The sequence below is a fragment of the Paenibacillus hubeiensis genome, assembly GCF_032334105.1.
Taxonomy (GTDB): domain Bacteria; phylum Bacillota; class Bacilli; order Paenibacillales; family Paenibacillaceae; genus Paenibacillus; species Paenibacillus hubeiensis.
In genome coordinates this window covers 742,035-768,802 of record NZ_JAVYAE020000001.1, presented here as the reverse complement: position 1 = coordinate 768,802, position 26,768 = coordinate 742,035, and the positions used below count along the sequence as shown (strand labels likewise).

32 protein-coding genes, 1 tRNA gene and 1 pseudogene are annotated in these 26,768 nt (G+C 49.9%); 32 read left to right on the top strand and 2 right to left on the bottom strand.

The genetic code is table 11. The features are described from left to right. Positions 1-28 precede the first annotated feature (28 nt). The 8 genes from RSX24_RS03690 (at position 29) to RSX24_RS03655 (ending at position 8,863) form a co-directional block, all read left to right on the top strand. Positions 29-1,231, top strand: a complete 1,203-nt coding sequence (locus RSX24_RS03690; protein WP_343259721.1) for a methyl-accepting chemotaxis protein — start codon at positions 29-31, stop codon at positions 1,229-1,231. Positions 1,232-1,444: 213 nt separating this feature from the next. Next, a complete protein-coding gene (pstB, locus tag RSX24_RS03685) occupies positions 1,445-2,200 on the top strand; it encodes a phosphate ABC transporter ATP-binding protein PstB (RefSeq protein ID WP_236421206.1) in 756 nt (251 codons plus the stop codon). 55 nt (positions 2,201-2,255) lie between these two features. After that, entirely contained in the window at positions 2,256-2,915 is a 660-nt protein-coding gene (gene phoU / locus RSX24_RS03680) for a phosphate signaling complex protein PhoU (RefSeq protein WP_236421207.1), read from the top strand. A gap of 256 nt (positions 2,916-3,171) precedes the next feature. Continuing rightward, on the top strand, positions 3,172-5,826 hold the full coding sequence (gene polA, locus RSX24_RS03675; RefSeq protein WP_236421208.1) for a DNA polymerase I: 2,655 nt from the start codon (positions 3,172-3,174) through the stop codon (positions 5,824-5,826). Between the two features lie 115 nt (positions 5,827-5,941). Then, positions 5,942-6,772, top strand: a complete 831-nt coding sequence (mutM, locus tag RSX24_RS03670) for a DNA-formamidopyrimidine glycosylase (RefSeq protein WP_343259720.1) — start codon at positions 5,942-5,944, stop codon at positions 6,770-6,772. Positions 6,773-6,917: 145 nt separating this feature from the next. Then, positions 6,918-7,697, top strand: coding sequence for an MntP/YtaF family protein (locus RSX24_RS03665; protein ID WP_343259719.1), 780 nt, complete (start codon positions 6,918-6,920; stop codon positions 7,695-7,697). Positions 7,698-7,706: 9 nt separating this feature from the next. Then, entirely contained in the window at positions 7,707-8,303 is a 597-nt protein-coding gene (gene coaE / locus RSX24_RS03660; protein WP_339277195.1) for a dephospho-CoA kinase, read from the top strand. Further along, on the top strand, positions 8,300-8,863 hold the full coding sequence (locus tag RSX24_RS03655) for a lytic transglycosylase domain-containing protein (protein WP_339277197.1): 564 nt from the start codon (positions 8,300-8,302) through the stop codon (positions 8,861-8,863). Before coaE ends, RSX24_RS03655 begins: the two co-directional genes overlap by 4 nt. Positions 8,864-8,962: 99 nt before the next feature. On the opposite strand, the gene RSX24_RS03650 is transcribed toward RSX24_RS03655, so the two are convergent. After that, positions 8,963-9,181: an alpha/beta-type small acid-soluble spore protein gene (locus RSX24_RS03650; RefSeq protein ID WP_236421213.1), complete on the bottom strand. Its 219-nt coding sequence runs from the start codon at positions 9,179-9,181 to the stop codon at positions 8,963-8,965. Positions 9,182-9,294: 113 nt separating this feature from the next. On the opposite strand from RSX24_RS03650, the gene nrdR reads away from it, so the two are divergent. The 6 genes and pseudogenes from nrdR to RSX24_RS03620 all read left to right on the top strand — a co-directional run bounded on the left by nrdR (position 9,295) and on the right by RSX24_RS03620 (position 13,121). After that, on the top strand, positions 9,295-9,762 hold the full coding sequence (gene nrdR / locus RSX24_RS03645; protein WP_236421214.1) for a transcriptional regulator NrdR: 468 nt from the start codon (positions 9,295-9,297) through the stop codon (positions 9,760-9,762). A gap of 427 nt (positions 9,763-10,189) precedes the next feature. After that, on the top strand, positions 10,190-10,648 hold the full coding sequence (locus RSX24_RS03640) for a NucA/NucB deoxyribonuclease domain-containing protein (protein WP_343259718.1): 459 nt from the start codon (positions 10,190-10,192) through the stop codon (positions 10,646-10,648). Positions 10,649-10,705: 57 nt separating this feature from the next. Further along, a pseudogene (locus RSX24_RS03635) lies at positions 10,706-11,503 on the top strand (ATP-dependent DNA ligase); the annotation flags it as partial. 233 nt (positions 11,504-11,736) lie between these two features. Then, positions 11,737-12,114 (top strand): hypothetical protein, encoded by a 378-nt coding sequence (locus RSX24_RS03630; protein WP_343259717.1) that lies wholly within the window; start codon positions 11,737-11,739, stop codon positions 12,112-12,114. Between the two features lie 12 nt (positions 12,115-12,126). Continuing rightward, complete coding sequence (locus RSX24_RS03625; RefSeq protein ID WP_343259716.1) at positions 12,127-12,423, top strand: hypothetical protein; 297 nt, start codon at positions 12,127-12,129, stop codon at positions 12,421-12,423. A gap of 233 nt (positions 12,424-12,656) precedes the next feature. Beyond that, on the top strand, positions 12,657-13,121 hold the full coding sequence (locus tag RSX24_RS03620; RefSeq protein ID WP_343259715.1) for a hypothetical protein: 465 nt from the start codon (positions 12,657-12,659) through the stop codon (positions 13,119-13,121). 43 nt (positions 13,122-13,164) lie between these two features. Here the strand turns inward: RSX24_RS03620 and RSX24_RS03615 are convergent, their stop codons facing one another. Then, positions 13,165-13,383, bottom strand: a complete 219-nt coding sequence (locus RSX24_RS03615) for a hypothetical protein (protein ID WP_343259714.1) — start codon at positions 13,381-13,383, stop codon at positions 13,165-13,167. A 608-nt stretch (positions 13,384-13,991) separates the two neighbouring features. On the opposite strand from RSX24_RS03615, the gene RSX24_RS03610 reads away from it, so the two are divergent. The 18 genes from RSX24_RS03610 to RSX24_RS03525 all read left to right on the top strand — a co-directional run bounded on the left by RSX24_RS03610 (position 13,992) and on the right by RSX24_RS03525 (position 26,755). Then, positions 13,992-14,246, top strand: coding sequence for a hypothetical protein (locus RSX24_RS03610; protein ID WP_343259713.1), 255 nt, complete (start codon positions 13,992-13,994; stop codon positions 14,244-14,246). Between the two features lie 68 nt (positions 14,247-14,314). Beyond that, positions 14,315-14,521 (top strand): hypothetical protein, encoded by a 207-nt coding sequence (locus RSX24_RS03605; RefSeq protein WP_343259712.1) that lies wholly within the window; start codon positions 14,315-14,317, stop codon positions 14,519-14,521. Between the two features lie 39 nt (positions 14,522-14,560). Further along, entirely contained in the window at positions 14,561-14,815 is a 255-nt protein-coding gene (locus RSX24_RS03600) for a hypothetical protein (RefSeq protein WP_343259711.1), read from the top strand. Between the two features lie 29 nt (positions 14,816-14,844). Then, a tRNA-OTHER gene (locus RSX24_RS03595) sits at positions 14,845-14,912 on the top strand. A gap of 90 nt (positions 14,913-15,002) precedes the next feature. Beyond that, entirely contained in the window at positions 15,003-15,473 is a 471-nt protein-coding gene (locus RSX24_RS03590) for a hypothetical protein (protein WP_343259710.1), read from the top strand. Continuing rightward, positions 15,473-17,158: a hypothetical protein gene (locus RSX24_RS03585; protein WP_343259709.1), complete on the top strand. Its 1,686-nt coding sequence runs from the start codon at positions 15,473-15,475 to the stop codon at positions 17,156-17,158. Before RSX24_RS03590 ends, RSX24_RS03585 begins: the two co-directional genes overlap by 1 nt. Positions 17,159-17,447: 289 nt before the next feature. Next, on the top strand, positions 17,448-17,735 hold the full coding sequence (locus RSX24_RS03580; RefSeq protein ID WP_343259708.1) for a hypothetical protein: 288 nt from the start codon (positions 17,448-17,450) through the stop codon (positions 17,733-17,735). 166 nt (positions 17,736-17,901) lie between these two features. Beyond that, on the top strand, positions 17,902-18,234 hold the full coding sequence (locus RSX24_RS03575; protein ID WP_343259707.1) for a hypothetical protein: 333 nt from the start codon (positions 17,902-17,904) through the stop codon (positions 18,232-18,234). Between the two features lie 260 nt (positions 18,235-18,494). Next, positions 18,495-18,953 carry a hypothetical protein gene (locus tag RSX24_RS03570; RefSeq protein WP_343259706.1) on the top strand — a complete coding sequence of 153 codons (459 nt, stop codon included), beginning with the start codon at positions 18,495-18,497 and terminating at the stop codon, positions 18,951-18,953. A gap of 143 nt (positions 18,954-19,096) precedes the next feature. After that, the gene (locus RSX24_RS03565) at positions 19,097-19,432 is read left to right on the top strand and encodes a hypothetical protein (protein ID WP_343259705.1); all 336 of its coding nucleotides are present in this window, start codon (positions 19,097-19,099) and stop codon (positions 19,430-19,432) included. Between the two features lie 287 nt (positions 19,433-19,719). Next, positions 19,720-20,223 carry a hypothetical protein gene (locus RSX24_RS03560; RefSeq protein ID WP_343259704.1) on the top strand — a complete coding sequence of 168 codons (504 nt, stop codon included), beginning with the start codon at positions 19,720-19,722 and terminating at the stop codon, positions 20,221-20,223. Next, a complete protein-coding gene (locus RSX24_RS03555; protein ID WP_343259703.1) occupies positions 20,220-22,085 on the top strand; it encodes a phage terminase large subunit family protein in 1,866 nt (621 codons plus the stop codon). The genes RSX24_RS03560 and RSX24_RS03555 overlap by 4 nt, the downstream gene beginning before the upstream one ends. 27 nt (positions 22,086-22,112) lie before the next feature. Continuing rightward, positions 22,113-22,340, top strand: a complete 228-nt coding sequence (locus tag RSX24_RS03550; protein ID WP_343259702.1) for a DUF6148 family protein — start codon at positions 22,113-22,115, stop codon at positions 22,338-22,340. A gap of 38 nt (positions 22,341-22,378) precedes the next feature. After that, positions 22,379-23,974 (top strand): phage portal protein, encoded by a 1,596-nt coding sequence (locus RSX24_RS03545; RefSeq protein ID WP_343259701.1) that lies wholly within the window; start codon positions 22,379-22,381, stop codon positions 23,972-23,974. A 2-nt stretch (positions 23,975-23,976) separates the two neighbouring features. Next, positions 23,977-25,080 (top strand): head maturation protease, ClpP-related, encoded by a 1,104-nt coding sequence (locus tag RSX24_RS03540; protein ID WP_343259700.1) that lies wholly within the window; start codon positions 23,977-23,979, stop codon positions 25,078-25,080. Then, positions 25,080-25,475: a head decoration protein gene (locus RSX24_RS03535; RefSeq protein WP_343259699.1), complete on the top strand. Its 396-nt coding sequence runs from the start codon at positions 25,080-25,082 to the stop codon at positions 25,473-25,475. Before RSX24_RS03540 ends, RSX24_RS03535 begins: the two co-directional genes overlap by 1 nt. Positions 25,476-25,490: 15 nt before the next feature. Beyond that, complete coding sequence (locus RSX24_RS03530; RefSeq protein WP_343259698.1) at positions 25,491-26,537, top strand: major capsid protein; 1,047 nt, start codon at positions 25,491-25,493, stop codon at positions 26,535-26,537. A gap of 26 nt (positions 26,538-26,563) precedes the next feature. After that, positions 26,564-26,755: a hypothetical protein gene (locus RSX24_RS03525; RefSeq protein WP_343259697.1), complete on the top strand. Its 192-nt coding sequence runs from the start codon at positions 26,564-26,566 to the stop codon at positions 26,753-26,755. The last annotated feature ends 13 nt before the right edge of the window (positions 26,756-26,768 follow it).

Sequence of the window (26,768 nt, the reverse complement as noted above, 5' to 3'; positions counted from 1 at the left end):
GCTCATACGTAAAGGAGATTGAGCATTTATGCCTATGTTGCTTGAAGCGAGGCCTGAGCAAGCCGAGGATGCAGCGCTTGTGCGGGAATCTGTAACCGCAAGTGCCGATGTTGTTGCCGACGTTCCGAAGGAACAGCCGGAATCCGGTCCGAAGAAGCGCTTGTTGATCCGGGACTATTGCCGTCAAGTCCCTATAGTCGGAATACATACCACCTGCGGCGAAGCAGCTAACATGTTGAACCATGACAAGGACAATCCCTGCATTCTATTGTGCGACGACCTTATGCAGCCTGTAGGCATGGTGATGAGAGAAACGTTATATCGCCTATTGAACGGCCGTTTTGCCGCCGATCTGTTCTACGACAAACCGCTGATGAAAGTAGCCGATTCTTCTCCTGTCATCGTCGATGTGCATGCCGATGCCAAACACATGATCGATATTGCGCTTTCGCGCACGGAGCAGCATTTCTACGACTGCCTGATCGTCACCGAAGAAGACCGATTGGTCGGCGTGTTGACGGTGAGGGACGTGATGACCCTTTCCCGAAACTTGCAGCACAAGGCCAGCGAAGAACGAACGGCCACGATCACGGAGAGCCGGCAGGAAATGTCCCGGATTCACGAATCGATTACCGGACTTGTTCTAGGCGCCAGCCAGACCCAGAAGGAAGCTAAACGGATCCTCTCGTTGTCGGAGCAAGGGGAGCAGAGCCTGATGCAGGTCGAAGCTTCCTATCACCGGGTGAATCGGCACATGCTCGCACAGCGTGAACATGCCGAAGACATGCTGGCATCGATTGAGACAGGCTCCAGCATGGCCGGATCGATCCGGTCGCTGGCAGACCAAAGCGGGCTTCTGGCGATGAATGCTTCGATTGAAGCGGCGCATGCCGGGGAATACGGACGCGGTTTCCAAGTGGTCGCCAGTGAAATCCGGGCTTTGGCCAAGCAAACCCGCGAGGTGGCGCAGAACATGTCGGGATTGCTTGAAGGCATCGGCGAATTGACCCGGCAGACCGTTGAGCTGGTGCGCGCAAGCGCGGCCGAGATCGAGGGCAGCTTGGGCTATGTTACGGAAGGGGAGACCGCTTTCAGGGAATTGAACAACGCGGTTTCGGGAATGTCCCGGATTGCGGAAGAGATCGGCGAGGAAGGCAAGCGGTCGGGAGAAGTCGCGGATTATATCCGAAACAAATTAAATGACATGGTTTCCGGGAATACCCCGGCCTAGCCTGCTCAGGCATCGTTTCGCATCATGATGGCGCAGCATCATGGTCGTGAAAGGATGTCTTTTTACATTCCGTTAACATGAAAATGATACTGGTTTTACAATCAAAAGGTAGGATGTTAAAGATGGCCGGACATGTTGGATTGGCATTAATGGGCCCGGTCTCAACGTAAGGGACAGCAGCTTGCCCCTGAAACGAAGGAGAAGTGAACATCCATGAAGGATCTCATTCATATCGAAGGACTGAACCTGTACTATGATACGCATCACGCGCTTAAAAATATATCGATGGATTTGCCGGAGCGGACCGTCACCGCATTCATCGGGCCGTCAGGCTGCGGCAAATCCACATTGCTGCGCACGCTGAATCGCATGAACGACATGATTCCAGGCGTGCGCGTGGAAGGACAAGTGCTGCTGGACGGATCGGATATCTACGGCAACGAGATTGAAGTGGAGACGCTGCGTAAACGTGTGGGCATGGTCTTTCAGCAACCGAACCCTTTCCCGAAATCCATTTATGACAATGTCGCTTACGGACCGCGACTTCATGGGGTCACGCAAAAGGCCGAGCTGGATCAGATCGTGGAACAAAGCCTTGCTCACGCAGCCCTGTGGGACGAAGTGAAGGACGTGCTTAAAAAGTCCGCGCTCAGTCTGTCGGGCGGGCAGCAGCAGCGTCTCTGCATAGCGCGCGCGCTTGCCGTGCAGCCGGACGTGCTGCTGATGGACGAGGCGACTTCGGCGCTGGATCCGATTTCCACGCTGAAGATCGAGGAGTTGGTCAAGGAGCTGCACACCAAATTCACGATCGTCATGGTCACGCACAACATGCATCAGGCCGCGCGCGTGTCCGGACGCACGGTGTTCTTCCTGAATGGCGAAGTCGTTGAGGCTGCGGATACGGAGACGCTGTTCTCCACGCCGCAGGACTCCCGGACCGAGGATTATATATCCGGAAGGTTCGGTTAAGAAAACAATGGATCCCGGCTATGCCGGAGATGATGGACAAGGGGGCAATCTAACCATGATTCGCAGAAAAGAATTCGACCAGGAGCTTGAAGAACTGCGCGTACTGCTTCGGCAAATGGGTGAGCATGTCGGATCGGCACTGGACGGTGCCATTGAAAGTTTGCAAACGATGGATGCAGAAAAAGCGCAGGTCATCATCAAAAACGATGCGAATTTGAATGCCCTTGAAGACAAAATTATGGAGCTCGGCTCCAAGCTGATCATTACGCAGCAACCTGTGGCGAAAGATTTGCGCCGCATTATCGTGGCCTTCAAAATTTCGAGCGATCTGGAACGCATGGGCGATCTCGCGCTGGATATTGCCAAAGTCACGCTCCGCATGGAAGGACAGACATTGATCAAACCGCTGGTGGATATTCCGCGCATGGCTGAAATCGTGAAAGGTATGATCGACGAGTCCATTGAGTCGTTTCTGAAGGAAAATACCGATCTGGCCTACAAAATGGCGCAGACGGACGATCAGGTGGACCAGCTTTACAGCAGCATGATTCGCGATCTGTACGAATTCACGACAGATCATCCGAACCATGGTTCGCAGGCTATGCTGCTCATGATGGTTGGACGTTACATCGAACGGATTGGCGATCACGCAACCAACATTGGCGAGAGCACGGTATATCTGGTCACGGGCAAACGCCCGGATTTGAATCAATAAGTCGATGAACGAATTGGAATTGGGGAATCGTTTCATCGCATCGCAATTGTATCGGTAATAAGTGATCTTCGCGAAACAAAGAGGGACTTTCTTCCGGTGGCCTGCACGACAGGCGACAGGGAGAGGGTTCTTTTTTTGCAAATATGGAATGTGGCGCGAAAAAGATGCGGAATCTTTTTTGTTGTGGAAGTGGTGTATGTTATCATGGAGAAAGATGAAAATTGCTGGGTTTGACCCTGATACGCGAGGTGCTGGAATGGACAAGTTGATTCTTATAGATGGAAATAGCATTATATATCGGGCGTTTTTCGCGATGCCGCCGCTGACCAATTCCAAGGGCTTGCATACCAATGCGGTATACGGTTTCACCACGATGCTGCTGCGGTTGCTGGAAGAGCATAAACCGACCCACATGATGGTGGCATTCGATGCGGGCAAGATTACGTTCCGCCATGAGGGATATCAGGAATACAAAGGCGGACGCGAAAAAACGCCGCCGGAGCTGTCGGAGCAATTTCCGGCCCTGAAGGAGCTGCTGCAAGGATTGGGCATCCCTCAATTTGAGATTGAGGGTTATGAGGCCGACGACATCATCGGCACGTTAACCAAACGCGCGGACGACGCGGGCAAACAAGTGCTCGTCGTTACCGGAGACAAAGACATGCTGCAGCTCGCTTCCGAGAACGTAAACATCGCGCTTACGCGCAAAGGCGTCACCGAGATCGAATTGTACGACCCTGCCCAGATTCGGGAGCGCTACGGATTGACGCCGCTGCAAATCATCGATCTCAAAGGGCTGATGGGCGATGCTTCCGATAACATTCCGGGCATTCCGGGCGTAGGGGAGAAGACGGCGCTGAAGCTGCTTCACCAGTTCGGTTCGGTCGAGGAAGTGCTGGCCGGAACGGGCGAACTCAAAGGGAAAATGAAAGAAAAGATCGAGGCTCACGCGGAGGATGCGCGGATGAGCAAACGGCTCGCGACCATTTACCGCGAGGTTCCGCTCGAGAAGACGTGGGAAGAGATGCAATTTGACGGCCTGAAGGAAGAGCAGGCCGGTCCGGCTCTCGCGAAGCTTGAATTCAAATCGCTGCTGGAGCGCTTGTCCTTTAGCGGAACGGCAGGCTCGGCGCAGGAGCAGGTTCCTGCCGTAGAAATTGAAGCCATCATTGCAACCGAAGATACGATAGGCCAGCGTTTTGCGGAGATGGAGACGATCGACATTTTGCATGTCGAAACGCATGGCGACAATCCCCATGTGGCCGAATTGATCGGCATGGCCGTCGGTTCGGGTTCGGCGTATGTCTTTTTGTCCCCGGAGCTGCTTCGCTCTCAGGCGGCTGCTCCGGTGAGGGAATGGCTGGCCAGCCCCGATCAGCCGAAGCGTGGATACGATCTTCACAAGGTGGATCTGGCATTGCACGCCCATGGCGTGGAATTTGCCGGAGCGGCTTTTGACGTGCAGCTCGCCGCTTATTTGCTGGATCCGACGGAAGCCAATCAGACGCTGAGCGGCTTGACGGCGAAATATGGTCTCCCTTCCCTGGCTGAGGATGAGGCCGTTATGGGCAAGGGTGCCAAGTATAAGGTACCGGAGACGGAGATTCTGGCCGATTTTGTATGTCGTAAAGCCGCGGCAGCGGCAGCCATCGTTCCGCTTCAGGAGCAGGCGCTGGAAAAGGACGAAATGAACGCCCTGTTCCATGAGATGGAGATGCCGTTGTCGCGCATATTGGCCGACATGGAAAAGCAAGGCATCAAGGCTAACGTTGCCGATTTGCAGGCTTTGGGCCGCGAGTTCGAGGAGCAGATCGCCAAGCTGATGGCTGACATTTACCGATTGGCCGGTACTGAATTCAACCTGAATTCGCCGAAACAGCTGGGTGAAATTTTGTTCGATAAATTGGGCTTGCCTGTCGTGAAAAAAACGAAGACCGGTTATTCCACCGATGCCGAGGTGCTCGAAAAGCTGGCGCCGTACAACGATGTGGTGCAATTGATTTTGCAATACCGCCAATTGGCCAAGCTGCAGTCCACGTACGTGGAAGGCTTGCTCAAGGAAATTTCGGAGAAGGACGGCAAGGTGCACACGTATTACCGGCAAACGATTGCGGCAACCGGGCGCCTCAGCAGCCAGTTCCCGAATTTGCAGAACATTCCGATCCGTATGGAGGAAGGCCGGAAAATCCGCAAGGTGTTTGTGCCGTCCGAGCCCGGATGGTCCATTCTGGCGGCGGATTACTCACAAATCGAGCTGCGGGTGCTTGCTCACATTTCGGACGACGAGCGCCTGAAGGAAGCGTTCCTGCACGATATGGACATCCATACCAAGACGGCATCGGACGTTTTCGGCGTCAAACCGGAGGACGTGGACAGCAATATGCGCCGCTCTGCCAAAGCGGTCAACTTCGGTATCGTTTATGGGATCAGCGATTACGGACTCTCCCAAAACCTGAACATTACCCGCAAGGAAGCGGCGCAGTTCATCGACCAATATTTTGACGTGTTCCAGGGGGTGCGCCGTTATATGGACGATATCGTGAAGGAAGCGCGCCAGAACGGTTATGTCAAAACGCTCCTGGAACGCCGGCGTTATTTGCCGGAGATCAATGCGAGCAATTTCAACCTGCGTTCCTTTGCCGAACGCACGGCGATGAATACGCCGATCCAGGGTACGGCTGCGGACATCATCAAGCTGGCCATGGTTCAGATGGACGAAGCGCTTCGTACGCGTCATTTGAAGAGCCGCATGCTGCTTCAAGTACATGACGAGCTTGTGTTCGAAGTGCCGGCGGACGAACTGGAACAAATGAAGGAACTGGTGCCTGCGGTGATGGAACAAGCGCTGAAGCTGTCCGTGCCGCTTAAGGCGGAAGTCAGCTATGGAGACAACTGGTACGAGGCGAAATAGATTGGGTTTGCTTTGATATCCGATATATGGAATTCCTTTTGCACAAGGTTTCGGCACAAGAAGGGTCCCGTTTCGCCTTTTCTTCCGTTATAATAGAGACGAGGTGAATAACACTATGCCGGAATTGCCGGAAGTCGAAACTGTCAAAAGAACGTTGAATCAATTGATCGTCGGCAAAACGATCGATCATGTTACCGTGAATCTGCCGCGAATCATTCAGCGGCCTGATGATATACATGCATTTGCTTTGGAACTTGCGGGGCATACCGTGGTCGGCGTGGAGCGCAGGGGCAAGTTTTTGCGGATTTTGCTGGACGGGCTTGTGCTGGTGTCCCATTTGCGCATGGAAGGGCGGTACGGCCTGTACAAGCAGCATGAAGAGGTGGAAAAACACACACACGTAATTTTCCATTTCACCGACGGCACGGAATTGCGCTACAAGGACGTGCGCCAGTTCGGTACGATGCACCTGTTTAAAGCAGGCGAAGAGCTTGTATCGAAACCGCTGCTGAAGCTGGGGCTCGAACCGCTCGATCCGGCGTTTACGTTGGATGCGTTCCGGGAAGCCGTTGGCAAACGGACAACGAAGATCAAGGCCGTACTGCTAAATCAGGCATATGTCGTGGGCATCGGGAATATTTATGTGGACGAGGCCTTGTTCCGGGCGGGCATCCATCCCGAAACGATTGCCAGGACATTGAGCGAAGCCCAGCTCGCCAGATTGCATGAAGCGATTGTGGTGACGCTGCGGGATGCCGTCGATGCAGGCGGTTCCTCCATCAAATCGTACGTCAACGGACAAGGCGAGATGGGAATGTTTCAGCATCAGTTGAAAATTTACGGTCGCAAGTCCGAGCCGTGTACCGTGTGCGGCACCTTGATTGAAAAAAGCGTGGTCGGCGGCAGGGGCACGCATTATTGTCCGACATGCCAGCCGTCAGAATAAGCTGAGCCAAGCGTCAGGATCAATGAAATCATCCCATCGTAGCACCCATGGACTCCTCTCTCCATATACTGATATGGCAGAAATAAGCGGGCGAATACCTACTTCCGGGTAGGTGGATGTGATCCGCACAGGGGAGGAATCCGGGGTGCTGCCTCATTTTATTTCGTTGTTCGTGCTGGCCTTCGCGGTGAGTCTGGATGGTTTTGGAGTCGGAATTACATATGGATTGCGCAGGACCAAGATCCCGCTCTTATCCATTGCCGTCATTTCGTTGTGTTCGGGATTGGTCATTGCCGTATCGATGCAGGTCGGCGTGCTATTATCCCGTTTTGTGTCTCCGGACGTGGCTTCCGTTGTCGGCGCGGTCATTCTGATCGGCATTGGCGGCTGGTCGCTCCTTCAGCTTGTACGGAAGAAGAGCAAAGATTCGGCCGAAGCCAACACTTCCCTTGAACAGGAAGGGATGAGGGCGTCTTCGGGATATGGAACGGAGATCTATGGTGGAGAAGAACAGGTGACCAGAAGGCAAAGTCAGGTCATGGCACTGGAACTGGAGCAATCCGCTTCAAGCGGATCATTGGAACGAATGGTGTTTACGTTGGAACTGCGCAAGCTGGGCGTGGTGATCCAGATTTTGCGCAGTCCCTCCAAGGCGGATATCGACAATTCGGGCAGCATATCTGCCCAAGAAGCGATGTGGCTCGGCATAGCGTTGTCACTGGATGCTTTTGGTGCCGGACTCGGGGCTGCTTTGCTGGGGTTTCCGACGTTCTGGACCGCATTGGTGATTGCGCTGTTCAGCGGGGCGTTTCTTTCGCTCGGGATGAAGGTGGGATTGCGCTTTGCCGACCTGCGCTGGATGCAACGTTTGTCGGTGCTGCCTGCCATTTTGTTGGTGGCTATGGGAATAATGAAGCTGTTGTGAGGTGAAACGATGAATATGGGCTTAACCGGCGGGATCGCAACCGGAAAAAGCAGTGTTTCCGCCTTTCTTGCAAGCAAGGGGGCGTTGATCATTGACGCAGACGTGATTGCCCGGGAGGTTATGCTGCCCGGGCATCCGGTTTTGGCTGCCACCGTGCAGCGGTTTGGACAAGCCATATTGCATGAAGACGGTACGTTGGATCGCAAAAAACTGGGCAGCATCGTTTTCGGGAACCCCGAAGAGCGAAAAGCGCTGGAAGCGATCACGCATCCGGCAATCCGTCAGGAGATGCGGGAGCGTGCCGTCGCATATCGGACAGAATATCCGGACAAGCTTGTGGTATCGGATATTCCTTTATTGTACGAATCGGGATTGGAGAATGGGTTTGACGAAGTTATGGTTGTATATGTCCCCCGTTCCGTGCAAAAGGAAAGACTGATGATTCGGGATGGATTGACGTCAGAACAGGCTGATGCACGCCTTGGGGCGCAAATGGATATCGAACTGAAAAAGCGGCGCGCAGATATCGTCATTGACAATAGCGGTTCATGGACGGAGACGGAAAAGCAGTTGGCGGCGTTTTGGCATCGTAAGGGTCTGTCATGAAGCTGCTGCGCAAAAAGAGAGTGCTGCTGCTGCTGTTTGTGTCATTTGTGCTCGTGTTGTTCCTGAATACGAACTGGATGGCATGGTTTTATCCGATCCAATACAAAAACGAAATTCGGGCGCAATCGCAGAGTTATGAAGTGGACCCGTTTCTGATCGCTTCGATTATCCGGGTGGAAACGAATTTCAAAACAAGCAAGGAATCCAGAAAAGGCGCCATCGGTTTGATGCAGCTCATGCCCGATACGGCGAACTGGATCATGGAACAGGCCAAAATTCCGCATACCTCGCTGGACGAGCTGAAGCATGAGCCGGACAGGAACATCCAGCTTGGAACGTGGTACTTGAAAAATTTGTCCGAGCAATTCGATGGCAATCCCATCGCGATGATCGCTGCATATAACGCAGGTCCGGGCAAGGTCAACGAGTGGCTTAAGAACGGCGTATGGGACGGAACGTTGGAGTCGATCAAGGATATTCCTTTTGGAGAAACCCGGCACTATGTACAACGCGTTATTTATTATTATAATCAATATGTAGATATCTATGATACGTTCTAAAAGGGACAGAATCCGGATGAAAAGAGCAAGAAAAACAGAGTGGCCGGCATGCTGCCGACCACTCCGTGCTCCTCTGTATTACGTATTCCCGAACGGATATTAGTATTGACCTGCCAATTGCTGTTCTGCAATTGTTACCAGACGCTTCGTGATGTAACCACCGATCGAACCGTTCTCGTAAGAAGTCATGTTACCTTGGTATCCGTCCTGTGGGATGCTAATTCCGAGTTCTTGAGCAACTTCGTATTTCATTTGCTCGAGAGCTGCGGAAGCTCTAGTTACCACCAGATTATTGGAGTTACCATTGCTTTGGGCCATTGCTGTTCACCTCCTCGCGGTTGGTAAAAGTATTATGTGTCCAAGCTTCGATTTTCATTACGAATGTCTATAGGGAATTTGTTCCAAAAGAAAAACATGGGAAGTGATCTGATTTGAAATGTCCTTATTGCGGCTACTTGGGCACTAAAGTACTGGACTCAAGGCCGGCCAACGAATCCAAGTCGATTCGGCGCCGCCGCGAATGCGAGCAGTGCAGCCGAAGGTTTACTACGTTTGAAATGGTGGAGGAGACTCCGCTCATCGTGATTAAGAAGGACGGAAGCCGGGAGGAATTCAGCCGGGACAAAATTTTGCGCGGTTTGATCCGTGCCTGCGAGAAACGTCCGGTTTCCGTCGAAACGTTGGAAATGATGGTTTCCGAAGTGGAGAAATCGCTGCGCAATACGGCGGACGCCGAAGTGGAAAGCCGCCAGATCGGCGAATTGCTGATGGAACAGCTGTTTCCGGTGGACGAGGTGGCCTACGTTCGATTCGCCTCGGTGTATCGCCAGTTCAAAGACATCAACATGTTCATGAAAGAACTGAAATCGCTGCTGTCCAACGAGGACATGGAAGATTGAAGGCTTAAAGTGAAGGGTTGAGGGAGAAGAGCAGTCCAGAGTTATCGTTACACATTGTGCATAAAGGTTGTTCTTCTCCGATCACTTTAGGGTAGGTATGGATTGAAATGAATTAATTTTTAAAAAGATGTTGACAACATGGGCTGAATTTTATATGATATAGAAGTCGCCTGAAGCAAACGATATGGCGATGAGGAATAAATACATATCCTGGGGCCTTAGCTCAGCTGGGAGAGCGCATCTGCTGAATGTACTACCATCAAACAAGGTCATCGAAACGCAGTTATCAAGGAATTATCCTTATCAGATCAAACCAAAACGTAATTAATTCCCTTAATATAAATAATTTCGCCTCTGTTCTGTGTAGCCAAGCGCTATAATGAATAGGGGCGTTTTATATTTTCAGTTTAATTGGAGGACAGTAAGTATGAAAAAGCTGCTTGCGGGGGCAATACTCGCAATAATTATGGCGATCGCACTTTTGAATGGCGACATTTTGCCGAGCTCCAAACCAAGCGACTCAACCCCTGCTACAACATCTGACGTAGACGTGGATCGCTCCAAGGTGGTCGTGCTGGAGTTTCCATCCGATCGTTATCCTGAGACTGCCAAACACATTCAGGACGCCATAGAGAGCGGACAGCCTGCGACATGTACCATCGACAGGGATGGAGCGGAGGAAAACCGGAAACTGTCCCTAAAAGGCGTCGAGACGAAGAAGGGTTACGATCGCGACGAGTGGCCGATGGCCATGTGTGCCGAAGGAGGATCAGGAGCAGATATCGAATACATAAGCCCGTCAGATAATCGGGGCGCCGGTAGTTGGGTAGGGAATCAGTTGGAAGATTATCCAGACGGGACGGTCGTGGAGTTTGAATTTAAATAGTAACCATAACTTACCGCCTCAATCCTTTATGGCAAAACGCTATAATTGGGTTGAGGTGTTTTTGAACCGAAGGTTGACGGGCACCGGTTAATTTTTTCGCAGCAGTCCGGAGACATCCGGTTATATACGCGACACAATAATGATTGTTCCAGGCAATACCCCGAGTTGTTGATCCCATTTGACGATGACATCATCTTGGACGGAGAGGTGGCTTGCACCGATCCGGCGACGGGGCTTAACGATTTTGAGGGTGTCATGAGCAGGTTCAGCACGCGCCAACATTCTAAGGTGCTGCAGCTCACTAAGACGCTGCCTGCCACGTTCGCGATTTTCGATATACTCCAATATCAGGGGAAGGATCTACGCAAGCTGCCACTCATGGAGCGCAAAGCGATCCTTCACGGCCTCAATCTGCCATCCAGTAGCTTTGGAATTGTGCCACACATAGAAGGGGCAGGAGAAGCACTGTACGCTCAAATAGAGGCTATGGGGATGGAAGGTGTGGTTGGCAAGCGGAAGGATAGCCAATACTTCAGCAGGCGGTCCAGAGACTGGCAAAAGGTCATTAACTGGTCTTATGCCGAAGTATTTATCACAGGGTACAAAAAGGCGAAATTCGGCTGGCTTGCTGCCGTGTCCGATCTATCCGGAAAGCTACGTCCAGCAGGAATAATTGAGCACGGGCCGAATCAAAAGCATAAGCAGGCATTCCGCGGTGTATGCAAACAGCTTGTGACTGGAGAAGACAAGAATCACGTTTACCTGGAGCCGCGTATACAAGCTCGGGTAAAAATGAGAAACTGGACAAAGTCGGGTCTATTACGAACGCCGGTGTTTGAACAGTTTATCGTGTGATTAAAGATATGCAGGAGGTGGATTCCTCCGTCGGAAATGTTCGAAATAACAATGATAATCTAATACAAGAAGTATCGTAAAAATAAAACGCTCCACAGCATCACGCTGATGGAGTGTTTTTGTTCGCATAAATTAATGTTTTGTTCCCCTTCTCATTTTAGAGAAGGTCATATATAATGGAATTATAGCAAGCGCGACATACATAAATAATAAAAATAGGAGGATGGATCGGAATGAGCAAATACTTAGAAATTGCAAAAGAAGCTTTGGCAGAAGGTTATTACTTAGGTGTTCGCACCCTTACAGCTGACGAAGCTTATGAAGTTGGTGACAGCACGCGCGAATCCTATGAATGGGATTTAGAAAACGACTGTTCCGCATACCACACAACAGGCGAAACTGCTGGCGGAACTTGCTGTACGGCGGTTGATGTGGATGTAGAAACAGTTGAAGAGTTAATTTCCAATATCGAAGCAGCGATTAAATACAACAGCATTTACATCGGTTCTGATGTACAGGTTCTGATAGCTGGCAGATCGCTAAACACTGAATATCAAATGGACGACCAAGAAATCCGTATAGTTGGAGCTTGGGTAGAAGCAATTGTTTAGGAGGTAATTTTCATGACTCAAATATGGCCTGAATGGACCATCACTACAGATCACCCAGCAAGCAAAGACGGGGTGCCCGTGCTTGTATCACCAGCCGGAAAAGTATACCGGCCAGAGGATGTTGACCCTGATCCGGATAGGTTTAACCAGACTGATCTTGCAAAGGCGCTAGGGGTGTCCACGGCAGCTATTAGGGACCGAATCTCTCGTGGCACGGTTCCGGAATATGATGGTTTTACAAAAAGCGGCCGTGGATATTGGATGGCCGACACGATCAAACATCTGATCAAAGGCGGGCAGGCTGAATGAATATAAAACACCTAGAAAGCATGGGATACACTCATATATCCCTTACGTCAGAAGACGGTTTAAAGACTTACTACGACGCTTATTTTAATGGCGATCCAATCAAGTTAAGGGTCGTCGAAGAGGATGGCGATTGGAAAGTATATGAACGTGATCTTAAAACAGGATTCTGGCGTTATGTAGGATATATATAGTTCGCTGCAGGCTCAACAAGGAGCCGGGCAATGGAGGGAATCATGGAATACAAAAAGAATTTGTGGGAATTGAGAATGGAGTTTATTGCTAACTATCCAAAAACGATACAAGGAGCCATCAAAATGATTGAGGATATGGAGAAAGACTTAGACAGTTCTAGAGTATCAGTATCCCACAAACTGGAAGAAGGTTTTTTCGGAGGTATAGAAATCAAGATAGCCAGTCCGTACTTAACATATCACAAGCCAAGATACGCCGATGGCGGAGACAGTATTTTACTTGGTGTCGATACCATGAAAGAAATGGTAAGACACTTTAGAAGAGATTACAGGATCTCAAACGACACAGATGTGCTATATGAAGAAATGGATGTAGTTTATGAGTTTCTTGAAATAGCAAAAAAAATCAGCGCTGGTGAAGTCATGGAGTATTCGGCCATAGTGTCGGATAGAGCCGCTGAGTCTTGGATACTCAATCACGGTCACTCAATCACACTCACTAAATAAATACAAAGGCTCTGCCAGCATATAAGCCGGTAGAGCTTTCGCTTTATGTAGTTACCTTCTCCAGTCTAAACTCAAAGGTATCTCTAAAAAACCTCTTGCCTGCAATCTTAACCGCTATTGGGCTGTACCCCTCGACAATCCCTCCATAATCAATCAATGCTTCGCCTTCCTCAAGCACATGCCAGACACTCACGCGATCCTGGCTGAATGCCGCGACCAAAAACTCCATGTCATCCCTTAAAACTTTGTATGTACGATACATTTGATCACCTCAATGGGCTACTTCTCCGAATACCTCCGGCGATCCTTCTTTTCTCCCAAAAATCGGATTAACAACTTTTTAAAAAAGTTTTACGAATTATTTAAAAATCCTATAAGTCATTAGGTTTTTTATAGTTTATAGTTATAGCATGGAACAAAAAGAGAACAGCACCCGACACACCAAATACCTGTTTGACGGTGGCAGGCGTAAGACGAGCGGCGACAGTTAGCCCCTTGCAATAAGACCCGCATAGAGCCGCAAGGGTAGTACAAGCGGGCATGCTGCTCTTTTTGTTTCATCGCTTGTCATAATCGCTTGAGGGTTACGCTCAGTTGCGTGGTTTAGGTTATGAGGGGCTACAACAATCAACATCCGATCAGTAAACCGCACGGTACACATGATGCCCGCGTATGATCAAATGATGTGGTGGCGGAAGAGAGACGCTAAGGAACGGTGTACCCACCAACTCAGTGATAGTCGGCCCATATCTATTGTTGGGGTAAAATACCGCAATCCGAGTGACCGGAACCGAGTGAGCATGCAGGGGAGGATGGCCCTTGCCCACATCAACCATAACATCGTGTATAATTACCTTTAGGGGTGATGATGTGTACGGAATTAAACAAGTGTTAGTTGAAAATTCGAATGAGCCGGGAGATAAGGTTGTTTCGGTAGAGTTGGGCGATCTTAGGCATCTCGTTGAAAACATCCGTTGTGAGTACCATGAGTTGAACAAAGCCATTGAAAAAGCAAGTTCAATTGTGCCTAATTTGAATGTCGTTGAATTGAGTCAAACAAAGCATCGACTTCAAAACATGTACAAAATATTGACTGGTCTTAACATAGACCAAATAATGAAATAGCATCTCGAGAGTGACGGTTAAGCGCCGTTGCTCTTTTTGGTTTATACTGTCTCTATGGAGGTGGTTGCGTGAAGAATCTGACAGAAGAAGAGTTTGTTGTTGAAGTTAGCTTTGCTGCATCCAAATTGATGACAGGTAAACAGGTTTCAGAACAAGTAAAAGACATGATTGCGGAGCAGGTAGAGGCTGCAGGGAAAAACATAAACGACTATAAAATCATTCAAACAATAGACAGCAGATCAGAGGGATACATTTTTACAGCTGTACCGAAGTGAGGCAGAGCATTGACAACAAAACATCAGGGGTGATGTCAGTTGAACGACGAAATAATGTTAAGTTTGTATCGATTATTTGGAGAAAAGGATCTTGAGACTGTGAAAGAAATGATTTCGGAATGGTCAAAACAAACTTTGCTCAGAACAAAAGATATTGTAGAAGAGGTCGCTTGGATCGCGAGTAAACGAGGCCCCGATTTTATTCTTTCGTGTGCAAACTTGCAGGAAGTATTTGAGAAGGACTTGAAACTGAATCTAAATGAGAAAGACCTAAAACTAAATCTCAATGTGTAGTCGCCAAATGTAGGCGGCTTTTTTATTGCGCTCCCTTAACTCAACGGTAGAGTCCGGAGAGATCCGGAAAGCGGTGGTTCGATTCCTCCAGGGAGCTTATACAACAACGAACAAGTCACAATAGCACGAACTTTTGATGCATTTGGCGGAAACGCCTTATGACATATATTTTTTGGAGGTGCTTTGCATGGCTAGTAAAGACGGAGGTTATTTGCTTCCGGCACAGCGAATGTTTATGAAGAACGCCGAAGGGGAAACGGCGGAGGTAGGGCCTAATAACCCAATGGCGGTGTACATCGTCGGTGAAGGTCCAACGCCTATCCCGGACCCGGAGGTTATTAACATCTTGGGTACAGGGACGGCTGCCGGTTCTGCGGATTTCCCGAAAGATTCAAGCATGAAAAAGGCGACAGACATCACGGTCACGTACGGTGGGTCTGCTGCTAACACGACCGCGACCTTCACAACGTTCCTCGTTGACATCAACGGCCGGGAAACTGTTCTGCAAGGGGTCAGGAACAATGTGAGCATCGGCCTTGTTTCGAGTGCGAACGTTGGAGACGTCGTTGATTATTCCATTCCGGTTGGTTGCAAACTGCGCATTAAGTACACAGCCCCGGCAAACGGGACGGTCAACATTAAAGGGGTTGTTGGCTGATGGCAAGTGAAAAAATGATTGCAACAACAGCACTTGGACAGTCTGAGCGCGTGTCTAATGTAACGGATAGGGTGGTTATCGACCTGGCGAATACCGTTTTGGACAAGACGGGTGTTAATGACGCATCCAAAGTGATCCAAACCTATATCAATCGAGCGCTAAAGGATTATGCCATCAAAGGAACCAATGCCAACTATCCGACTTATTCGACGGTTGAGTTGGTCATCCCTCGCGGAAAATACTTGATAAACCAGATGATTACCGTTGATTGCTCCATTGGGCAAAACTCGAATTCATCTGACACGATCACGCTACACATCAAAGGTGGCGGCGGCGGAACATCGGGCGTTCTATTTGAAAGCGGACCTGATTTAACGCAGATGTTCGATTTCAAGTACGGGCAAGTCATTGTCGAGGACATCAAGTTTATGGGACGCGGCACGATCAAATTCGCAAAAATCGGCCGGGAAGCTCGCGAAACAGGCGGTTCCAATCCTCTTGGTGACGTTACGCTCAAGCAGACTACATTCAGGGACTGCGAATGGTACTATTTCAACAAAATTTTAGAAATCGGCCATATGTATGATGCGTCATTTTACGATTGCAAAATGTTTAACCTGGGCGGCACAAGCCCGGTTGCAATTGACGTTTTAAAGCACGCCGAGGACCCGTCAAATAACCTCATGTTCTACCGGTGCCACTTCGAGCAAGTGCCAGGCGGGACGTTCTTCCGTTCGGTCGGCGGGCCTGCTGTGCTGCAGCATAATAACTATGGGTTCTTTGGATGCCATTTCGAAGCCCGTAACTGGGATACGACGATTATCGAGCTTGAGCATTCGCATCGGGTCGGGTTTTATAACTGCCAGTTCACGCACAACAACACACAGGGCGCAGGGCGGGGAATTACGGAAGCGCAGATTGTGCCAATGTTCAAATTCCGGAATTCGTCTGCTATCCTGTTCGAAAACTGCACGATATCGCGTATCGGCATTGCCAACGCTGCAAATGTGGCGAACAAAATATTCGAGCTTGGAGCGAGCGTAGGTGGTTTGCGTATTGCTGGCGGCATTCTTGATCCTGGCGTCGCGGCATCATCCATTAACGACCTATGGCAATCACAAGCCGATCTTCCATACGTGGATAACGGCGAAACGCCTTTGCAGCTATCTGGCCCGCTGGTTGATCCGCGTCATCCGCCGATGTTCCCGGATAAAATGTCGCTTGCCAGTCCAACGGCCAGAACGCGTAAATTCGGCATTCGCCATACAACAGCGAACGAACTGGAAATCGGGTACAGCCAATCGTCGGATAAAAACTTTGATTGGACCGACTACGCCATGAAATTGAGCAAAGACGGCGTTCTTTTCTCGGTTTCGCGATCCGGTCGGGTTAAAAACATTGCGAATAACGGAACGGCATCATGGGTCATACCTTCAACGAACAATCAAAACAGACGCGGTATTTACCAGGTATGGGCCGATCATAACTCTGCTTGCTTTGCGATATTCTTCTCCGACGGCGCCGCACTGACACCTATTTCCGTCGGGCCTACGGCTAATGTGTCGACGGAAGAAGGTTCCGAAGCTGGCAAGCTAAACATTTACCTCGCTGCTGGCGGAAACATCACGGTCAAAAACCTCCTTGGATCTGCACGCGACGTCGTTTTGACGCATGACGGTAAATAACCAAAATCATTTGTTATAATCGCAGGCAAATCTATGCCCCGAAAAGTTGCAGAGGTGACGGCGAAGTAGGGGCGTGCCGGTACATAAAAAGAAAGGTGGTGGCGGCATGGAAAATTATATTAGTAACTTGCTTGCAGTCTTGATCTTAATTGGTCTGGCGGCCGGAGCGTATTCCTTAATGTCATTCTTGCTATCATTCATAAATTTGGACAGCCCGGTTATGACCTGTCTTTCATTAGCTTTGGTAGTAACGACAATTTTGGATTTCTCGAAAAGGTAGGGGAGCAGCATGCAGCATGAAGAAACGTTTGGCGAAGCAATTGAACGTATTCGCTTGGAACTTGAAGAATTTTGGGACAAAATAAAAGACTTTTACCAACTGGCGTTGGAATTATCCGATTTCGTCAATCAGTGCAAGGCGGTCGGCATTCCTGACCACGAAATCCGATTCACGTTGGAGAGTCACTTTAAACGCAAACGTTCAAAACCTCCGAATTCTGTGATGCCCAAAGTCCCAGTGCATCTACTTTGCATGAACCAAAAACCTCGTCGAGCGGTGGCGAGATCAAGATGCTGAACGTTGAATCCATAACGATAAACGGCGTAACCGTCCCTCTTTGCATCAGGTGCGGTGATCCGGTGAAAAGAGGCCATGAAGTAAGACGGGGCGACAAGCCCACAGCGCGGATCGTGTGTAAGAAGTGCTGGAAGAGAACAAACGATTAAACGGGGGTGCAGCTACTATGGAATTGACGGAATTCATCAAAACGAAGTTGGAGCGCTTGAAATCCGAAAAAAAGTTTATCGACGCAGCCATTCACATGAAGTACAAAGCGTTTGAAGTTCTTAAAGAAGAAGGCGCGCCATTCGAGATAAATGAAGTTGGGAATTTGACGTTATTCGGGTTTTGTGTTCTCCAAAACACTCTCCCGGTTGAAAGTGAGATTGATCTTCAAATCAGGTTTGTTCATGACCAAGCATTGAGATATGTGGCAGGGCAAATAAACATACCTTTGGATTCTCGCGATCCGAATTACGTTAACGATTATCAATTCCAACCTATCATTAACGATTGAATATCCATGCAATTTATACATGAATTGTGCATAAAAGCGGTGGAGAATCATACACCACTAAATATATGCCTGAAAAAACGTTTGTGGTGGACAATTATACCCCTCTAGTGGTGGACAATTATACACCCAAGAAAGAAAAAAGAAATAAAAGATATAAATAATAAAAGATATATACATTACAACTTCATTCATGCATGCATAAGCACTCGTATAAAAGCGGGTGTATTTGTTGTTCAAAAATATAAGGGGAGTGATACAAAATGTTCTCATGGTTTAAGAAATGGTGGAATGGTGGAGAAAAACAAACAGTTGCTGCACCCCCGACATTTGTTACGTATGAAGACGCCGAGAAAATATTAAGCGAACTTCACCAAAGAATCGGAAAACCTCCGTCTTATGCGGACCGCGATAAAGAGGTTTTATTCACGCAACGTATTCGCTTGCTGGACAAACTCCTTATTATGGACGAACATGATTATCATAGTGGCGATGTAAACCCTCAATACTACATCGAACCATTGCTTGATGCGCTATTAGAAAGCGTACATGCTTCGCCTAAATCATCGGATAATACTTCCCCTGATGGGTCATCAGAAAACCCTGTATCAAATGGGGAAATTGATGCAGGCGTAATATACACGTTATCTGATGGCACGGAAGTATTGGGTAAGGAGTTAACACGAGCACTTAAATTCGTACGTATGTGGGAGAGTGAATAGTATGGGAGAACACCTTATTAACGCTTCACTCTTTATAGACGATCAACCAGTTGGGAGAACACAACATATACAACACGCTTCGCACAAACCTCCTGACCACGACGATTGGAAGAACACTACAACATTAAAGGGTGGTGGTTGCCTTGACGAACATAACATCCGTATTGAACAACACACTTAGTCGCTATTACCTAACACCTGAACAGGCAAGTGATAACCTAATGAATGTTATCAACAACCGTATCCCTACCCGATGGCAGACCATTGTATTATGGTGTGAGATCGCAGGCTATGATACATCAGCATTCGTGTGGTTGCCTGTTGATCAACAGCCAGGTGAACGTATGGAGGATGCAGTACGCCGTGTACAACTGGGCAGTACGATCATTGGTGATGAGACGCTGACCATCATCATGCCGAACTCGGAGTTCGATTGGTACAAACTCAGCAAAGAACAACCGGAATTAATGATTATTTAATGGTTTTTCCTATTTTTATCAGGAAAATCCTCGGGAAAATAATTCCTGGGTCCCTCCAGAGTTTGGGAATTAAGGGCGGGTGCGGACGACCCCGAAAAACGCCTAGATTTTATTTTTTAAATATCCTTTACCTTGTAAGCCACACAGAGCCATCCAGCGGCCTTGTGATGGCTTTTTGTTTTGTTGTAGGTAGAATTTTACCTTCAAATTAAGCGCCTCTGAAAACGGCCTTAAAATCGGTCTGATAAGGTGCGATAAATCAGGAGAAGAAAAGGAAAGTGGTGGACATGCCAAAAGTGAAACAGCCAGCGGCGAAAGAAGCGACGGCTAAAACAATTATTGGCACGAATGAACTTGCTGCCTGCATCGGTAAAACGAAGCAATGGGTGGCGCAGTTAACGAGGGATGGCGTGCTTACTCAAGTGGCCCGTGGGAAGTACGAGCTTGCTTCAACCATGCAGGCTTACATCCGGCATGTAACGGGCACAGCGGAGGAAGGCAAGATCAGTTTAGCCGAAGAGAAGGCCGCGCATGAACAGATCAAGAAGGAAATGGCGATGCTTGAGCTTCAAAAGCTGCGCGGTGACCTGCATACAACAGGCGACGTGCTGGACGCGTGGGGCGAATTGGTTGTAGCCTTCCGCGAAAGGTTGCAAGGGCTGCCCCCGAGGATCGCTGGAACGGTGGCGCACATGAACGATGAGAAAGAGGTCCGCATTAAACTGGAAACGTTGATTGATGAGGCGTTGACGGAGCTTGCTAAATACGATCCGTTGGCGAAAGAAGAATGAACGCGCAACGCAGGCAGACATTCGCTCTCCTGAAACGTGCGGTGGCTTTGGTACAGCCGCCTGAACCACTCAGCGTGGCGGAATGGGCGGACAGGCACCGGGTACTATCCCCGGAGGACTCAGCGGAACCGGGTCCATGGAAAACAAGCCGCTCTCCTTTTCAAAAAGAGCCAATGGAAGCCATATCCGATCCGAATATAGAACGTATCATCATGATGTGGGGTGCCCAACTCGGTAAAACGGCAATCCAACTGAACGCCATCGGTTATTTCACCGGGCATGACCCGGCCCCGATCATGGTCGTTCAGCCGGACTTGGTAGTGGCTAAGGACTTTTCAAACGACCGATTGGCCCCGATGTACCGGGATTCACCCCAGTTGTCGAAGCTGGTCACGAAGGATAAGAGCCGGGATACGCGGAACACGATCCTATACAAGTCTTACCCAGGCGGAAGGATCAACATTGCAGGGGCGAATTCCCCGGCTTCCTTGGCATCCAAGCCTATCCGGGTCCTGATTGCGGACGAGATTGACCGTTTCCCGGTATCGGCTGGTAAAGAGGGCGACCCGGTGGATCTCGCTTCCAAGCGGACAACCACCTTCTATAACAAAAAGCTGATTCTCGTTTCTACGCCTACGGTCAAGGGTGTTTCCCGGATCGAGTCTCTTTACGAAGACAGCACGCAAGAGTCGTTGTACCTTCCTTGTCCGAAGTGCGGGGAACTGCAAGTCCTCAAATTCGAAAATTTGAAGTACGACTATGACGAGGAAACAAAGTCGTGTACCGATGTTCGCTATCACTGCTGCGAATGCGGCATGCCGAGTGGGGAACATGAGTGGAAGCACGACTATGAAAATAAAGCGGTGTGGATTGCAGCTAAACAGCACGCGAAGTGCAGGGGATTCCACTTGAGTTCACTGTACGCCACGATCAACTATACGTGGAAAGATTTCGTGAACGAGTGGAAGGAAGCGAATCGAGGCGGCCCCGAGATGATCAAGGCATTCGTCAACACCCGCCTTGCTGAAACGTGGGAAGAGAAAGGCGACAAGCTGGAACACGAGGAACTATTGAACCGCAGGCAGATGTACATTGCTCGCGTTCCCGAAGGTGTGCGCTTCCTAACGGCGGCAGTGGATACACAGGACAACCGTTTCGAGATTGATGTCGTCGGATGGGGCAAGGGCTTTGCAGCTTGGCGAATCCAGTTCCACAAAGTATTCGGTGACCTCAATCAAGAACAGGTCTGGCACGATCTCGACGAGTTCTTGGCCCGAACTTGGTCTGATGCCGAGGGTCGCAAGTTCAGGATTAACCGGACGTTCATAGACTCCGGTGGTCACTTCACGAACCAGGTCTATAAGTTCTGCAAGCAACGCGCAGGACGTGGCATTTACGCCATCAAGGGGGAAGGGACGGACGACGGGACAAAGCTTCCGCTCATTATTGGAACGTCGGACAACAACATCCACCGCGCCACGGTGTTCAGACTGGGCGTCGCTGAGGGGAAGGCAAGGGTGTTTGCCGCGATGAAAGTCAAACCCGGAGAGCCGGGATACTGGCGTTTCCCTTTGCCGGACCCGGAAAAGCCGGACCCGTTCACCTACGACGAAGAGTATTTCAAACAACTGGCCTCCGAAGAGTTGGTGACCAGGAAGAAAAACGGCGTGGCCTATCAGGTGTGGAAACAAATCCGTGCCCGAAACGAAGCGCTCGACTTGGCGGTGTACAACCTTGCCGCCATTGAATCTGGTAACCCGAACTTTGACAGCCCTTTGCCGTCTCCGGGGAATGTCGTTGCAGGGGCTACGCCTCAAGCACAGCGGAGGAAGAGGAAGCAGAACGTTAGCAGTAGCGTGTAGACCACACGAAAGGAGGTGAAAGGGATTATGCCGCAAATGACGTACCAAGAAGCTTATGCCATGTATCAACTTTGGTTCGATGCTGAAAAGGCGCTGGCTACATCGCAGTCATACAGCATAGCAGGGCGGACGCTGACGCGCATTAACATGGGGGAGGTGTTGGAACGCAAGAAGTATTACAGTCGGTTGTGTGACGAGCTTCAAAGCGGCCGTAAGCGCCGTAAAGTGCATCGCATAACTCCCATGGACTATTGATTCCTAAACACAGACCACCAAAACAAGTCACAAACTCTATGAGCAGTCCTCTCGGTAGCGGTAGGGGCTACGGAAAGCATGGAGCGAGCCGCACCAAGTCGTCTATGGCGATGTGGAGCGCTCCGATTGGCGATGCCAATACAGACATCCACCTTAACTTAAAGACGCTCAGGGCGCGTGCTAGGGACCTTCACATGGGTTCATCGACGGTTGCCGCTGCTCATAAGGGGCTTCGAACAAACATTGTGGGTACAGGTTTGAAACTGAACCCCACCTTTGATGCCAAGTTCCTTAACCTGACCGACGCGCAAGCGGACGAATTGAGAAGCACGATCCAGCGAGAATGGCCCTTGTGGGCCGAAACAACAAAGTGCGACCAAGCAGGGCTTAACGATTTCTATGAATTGCAAAGCCTGGCCTTCCTCTCAACGTTAATGAGTGGCGATGTCTTCCCGTTGCTGGCCTCCAAGCCGCGCAAATGGTCGCTGTATGACCTTAAAATCAATTTGATTGAGGCCGATCGTTGTGATACTCCCGATGACGGAAGCGTAGGCGACCTGAATCGGGTTCAGTCAGGCGTTGAGGTGGACGAAGACGGAATGGTGGTGGCGTACTACTTTTCAAACAACCACCCCGGATCAGACAACTACACAATAACAAAAAAAGAGTGGGTGCGCGTGGAGAAGTACGGGGCCAAGACTGGACGCCTGAACGTGCTCCACTTGTTCGAGGCAGAGAGGCCAGGCCAACGCCGGGGTATTCCTGTCATTGCTCCGATCATTAGCACGCTCAAACAGCTTGACAGGTACACAGAGGCCGAAATTATGGCTGCTGTTATCTCAGCGATGTACACTGTGTTCGTAACCACCCCTGCCGATGATATGGGCGACGGGGCTATGAGCATGGGTCCGCCGGAAACAGATGGGCAGAGCGATGAACCCGTGGTTGGTATGGATCATTCGAGCGCCAAGCTGGGCAACGGAGCTATCGTTTACCTCGATCCAGGGGAAGACGTAAAGTTCGCTGAAACCACAAGGCCGAATCCGAATTACGAAGCGTTTGTACGCGCCATGATGAAAGAAATGGCTGCTGCTTTGGAAATCCCATACGAGGTTTTGACCAAGCAATTCACGTCGTCTTATTCCGCTTCTCGTGGTGCTCTGCTTGAGGCTTGGAAGATGTACCGCATGCGCCGTGAATGGCTTGCGAAAAGCTTCTGCCAGCCGATCTATGAAGAGTGGTTTATCGAGGCTGTAACCAAAGGCAGGATCGACGCACCGGGCATATTTGATGACCCGGCTATTTTTGCTGCCTATACACGGGCTGAATGGCACGGACCATCTCAAGGGCTGCTTGATCCGACCAAGGAAGTAGACGCCGCCGTCACTCGTATTGAGAACAACCTTTCCACCGCAACCCGCGAGACAGCCGAGCTTAACGGCGGTTCGTGGGAACAAAACGTCCAACGTCGGGCGCAGGAGAAAGCGCGTGAGGCGGAATTGGGGCTTACTGCAACAGTATCAACCCCGACGCCTGCAACGCCTCCTGAACCATCGGAGGAAGGCGACGAAGACAATGACAATGATGATGAATTGAATGAGAACGAGAACGCAGGGGAAGGGGGTGAAAACTAAAAATGGCAAAAAGATTAAAGCTTAGTGGCGTTGTCGTTAGTGATGATGTCGCATGGATATATGACTGGTTTGGTTATCAGACAATCAGCCCGTCGGCGGTCCATTCGTTTCTGGAAGATGCCGCCGGGGATGACGTCGAAATCTCGATTAACTCGGGGGGCGGGGACGTTTATGTGGGCGCAGAGATTTACACGGCGTTGCGAAGTTATCCGGGTAACTCGACATCAGAAATTATCCTTGCCGCTTCTGCCGCTTCCGTTTTCGCTATGGGCGCAAAGAGAGTGCTCATGTCTCCTGCCGGACAAATGATGATCCATAACTCATCAACAGTTTCCGAAGGGGATAAAAACGCCATGACGGACACGGCAAGCATGCTGAAATCGGTGGACGAGTCTATCGCGAACACTTACGTTGCCAAGACGGGAATGGATCGGGATAAGGTCCTGAACCTAATGAACAAGGAAACGTGGATGGATGCAGTCAAGGCGAAGGAACTCGGGTTCATTGATGACATCATGTTCGAAAATCAAGTACCTCAAGTCGCTGCTTCTGCCGCCGGAGAGGGCCTTATCCCTTCGAACGTGATCAACTATTTCCAGGAAGCACGAGCAACCGGAAAGGCGATTAACATGCCGCCTGTCAATGGCGGTAACGGCATGCCTTCGCCTGCTCCTGCCGTGAAAGAAGTAGCCCCACCTAAAAATGAAAACAAGGAGGATAACAAAACTATGACTCTCGAAGAACTGAAACAGAACCACCCCGAATTGTACAACCAAATCGTTGAAGCTGCTCAAGCCAGCGAACGCACGCGCATTGCCGGACTGCAAGCCATGTCCAAGGTTCCGGGTGCTGCTCCATTTATCCAAGACGCCATCACGAACGGTGATACCGTCGATCAAATGGCAACAAAAATCCTCATGGCACAAGCTGCAAAGCTTGATACAGAGGCGAAGAATCGCGCCGAAGATGCCATGAACAGCGGCGTGAACAACGTCCAAACGGAAGAACCCGTAAAACCGGAAGTAACGGACGCTGCCAAAAAAGAAGCAAGCATCCAACACATGATTAACCTTATCCCTGGCGTAGCTAAAGGAGGAAGAAAATAATGGCTGATTACACATCCCCTAATTTTGATGAGTTATTTGCAGGCGGTATTGTGCCTGAGCGCATGACTGCAATTATCATCCAATCCGGCGCAGGCGTGGTAACCCGCGGTACAGTGCTGGCTAAAGTCGGACAAGTTGCCGAAGGCGACCTGTACGCAGGCACACCAATTTGTGTTCCGGTTAACTCGGCAGGTACGAAGCCGGGAGAAACAGAACCATACGCCATTTCCGCTGACCCTGTGATTGATGCAACGGCTGCTGACGTTCGTGGTGCATCCTTCTTAGATGGAGAGTTCAACCGTGATTTCCTCAAGTTCGGTGGTTCCGACAAGGTTGCCGACCATGAGGACGCAATGCGCAAAATCGGCTTGATTACAAAACGAGTAGTTAAATAAGGAGGCTAAAAAACTATGGCATCTTATCATGACATTTTGGAAATCCCTACACTGCTTCGCGTCGTCGAGGCATTCCCGCCGGACTCTTCTTGGCTGATGGACCAATTCGCGTCCGAAGGCGAAGTATTCGAAACAGAAGAAATCGAAATCCAAACGAAAAAGGGCCATCGCCCACTTGCACCATACGTCAACGAATTGTTGCCGGGTAAGGTAGTCCTCCGTTCCGGTTGGACGTCCAAGACGTGGAAACCTGCGCTGCTGAAACCAATGCGCGTCATCACTCGCCACGATCTAAAGGTTAAGCAAGCAGGCGAAACATTGATCAACCCTAAAACGCCGGAGGAACGTTATCAAGAATTGGTAACGCAAGACTTGGCGGAATTGATCGAGACTATCGACCGTCGTAAAATGCAACAACTCTCGGACATCATGTTCAAGGGAACGACCGAACAGATCGGTGAAGGTGTACACCAAGTTCTCGATTGGGAATTCACGAACAAAACAATTCTTTCGGGAGACGACCTGTTCAGTAATCCAACTACGGATGTCCTGGCCTTCTTGGAAGAATGGAAGTTGGCAGTAATGCGGAAATCCGGTAAAACGCCGACCAAACTTCTTGCAACTGCTGATGTTGCAACGCGCATCATGCGCCACGAAACGGTGCTGGCTTTGATCAAAACCGACAACACAGCCGTTATCACACCGGGGCAACTCAACCAACAAATCCAAGCGGGTACAGATGGGGTCATCTTTCATGGGTATCTTGCTCAAGTAGGATTGTCCGTATGGTCGTACACCAATTCTTACACCGACGAAGAGGGTGTAGAAGTTCCTTATATCCCGGAAGGCACGCTGGCGTTGCTGCCAGAGGGTAAACCGTTCCAGTTCATGTACGGTGCAAACCTCGTGGGCGAAGACGACAACATCAAACTTGCTCGGGCAAAGATTTTCCCGCAAGTATTCTTCAACCGCGAGCCAGTAAGCCGCAAACTGCAACTGCTGTCCAAGCCAATTTGCGTTCCTGAAAACGTAGATGGCTGGTATGTGGCGAAGGTATTGTAATCTAAAAACCAAGGAGGAAAAACAAAATGGCATATAAAGCACTTTGGAACATCCGTCACAACGGGAAAAGAATCGCGATCGGTGAAACACTCCCGAACGACATCAAGGGCGATGACTTGAAACGATTGATTGATGCCAAAGCCGTCGAGGACCCGGATAAAGTCGCACAGGAAGTGGCTAAAGCCAAAGCCAAGAAAGCGGCAGAGGCCGCCGAATAGGGGAGCTGATTCC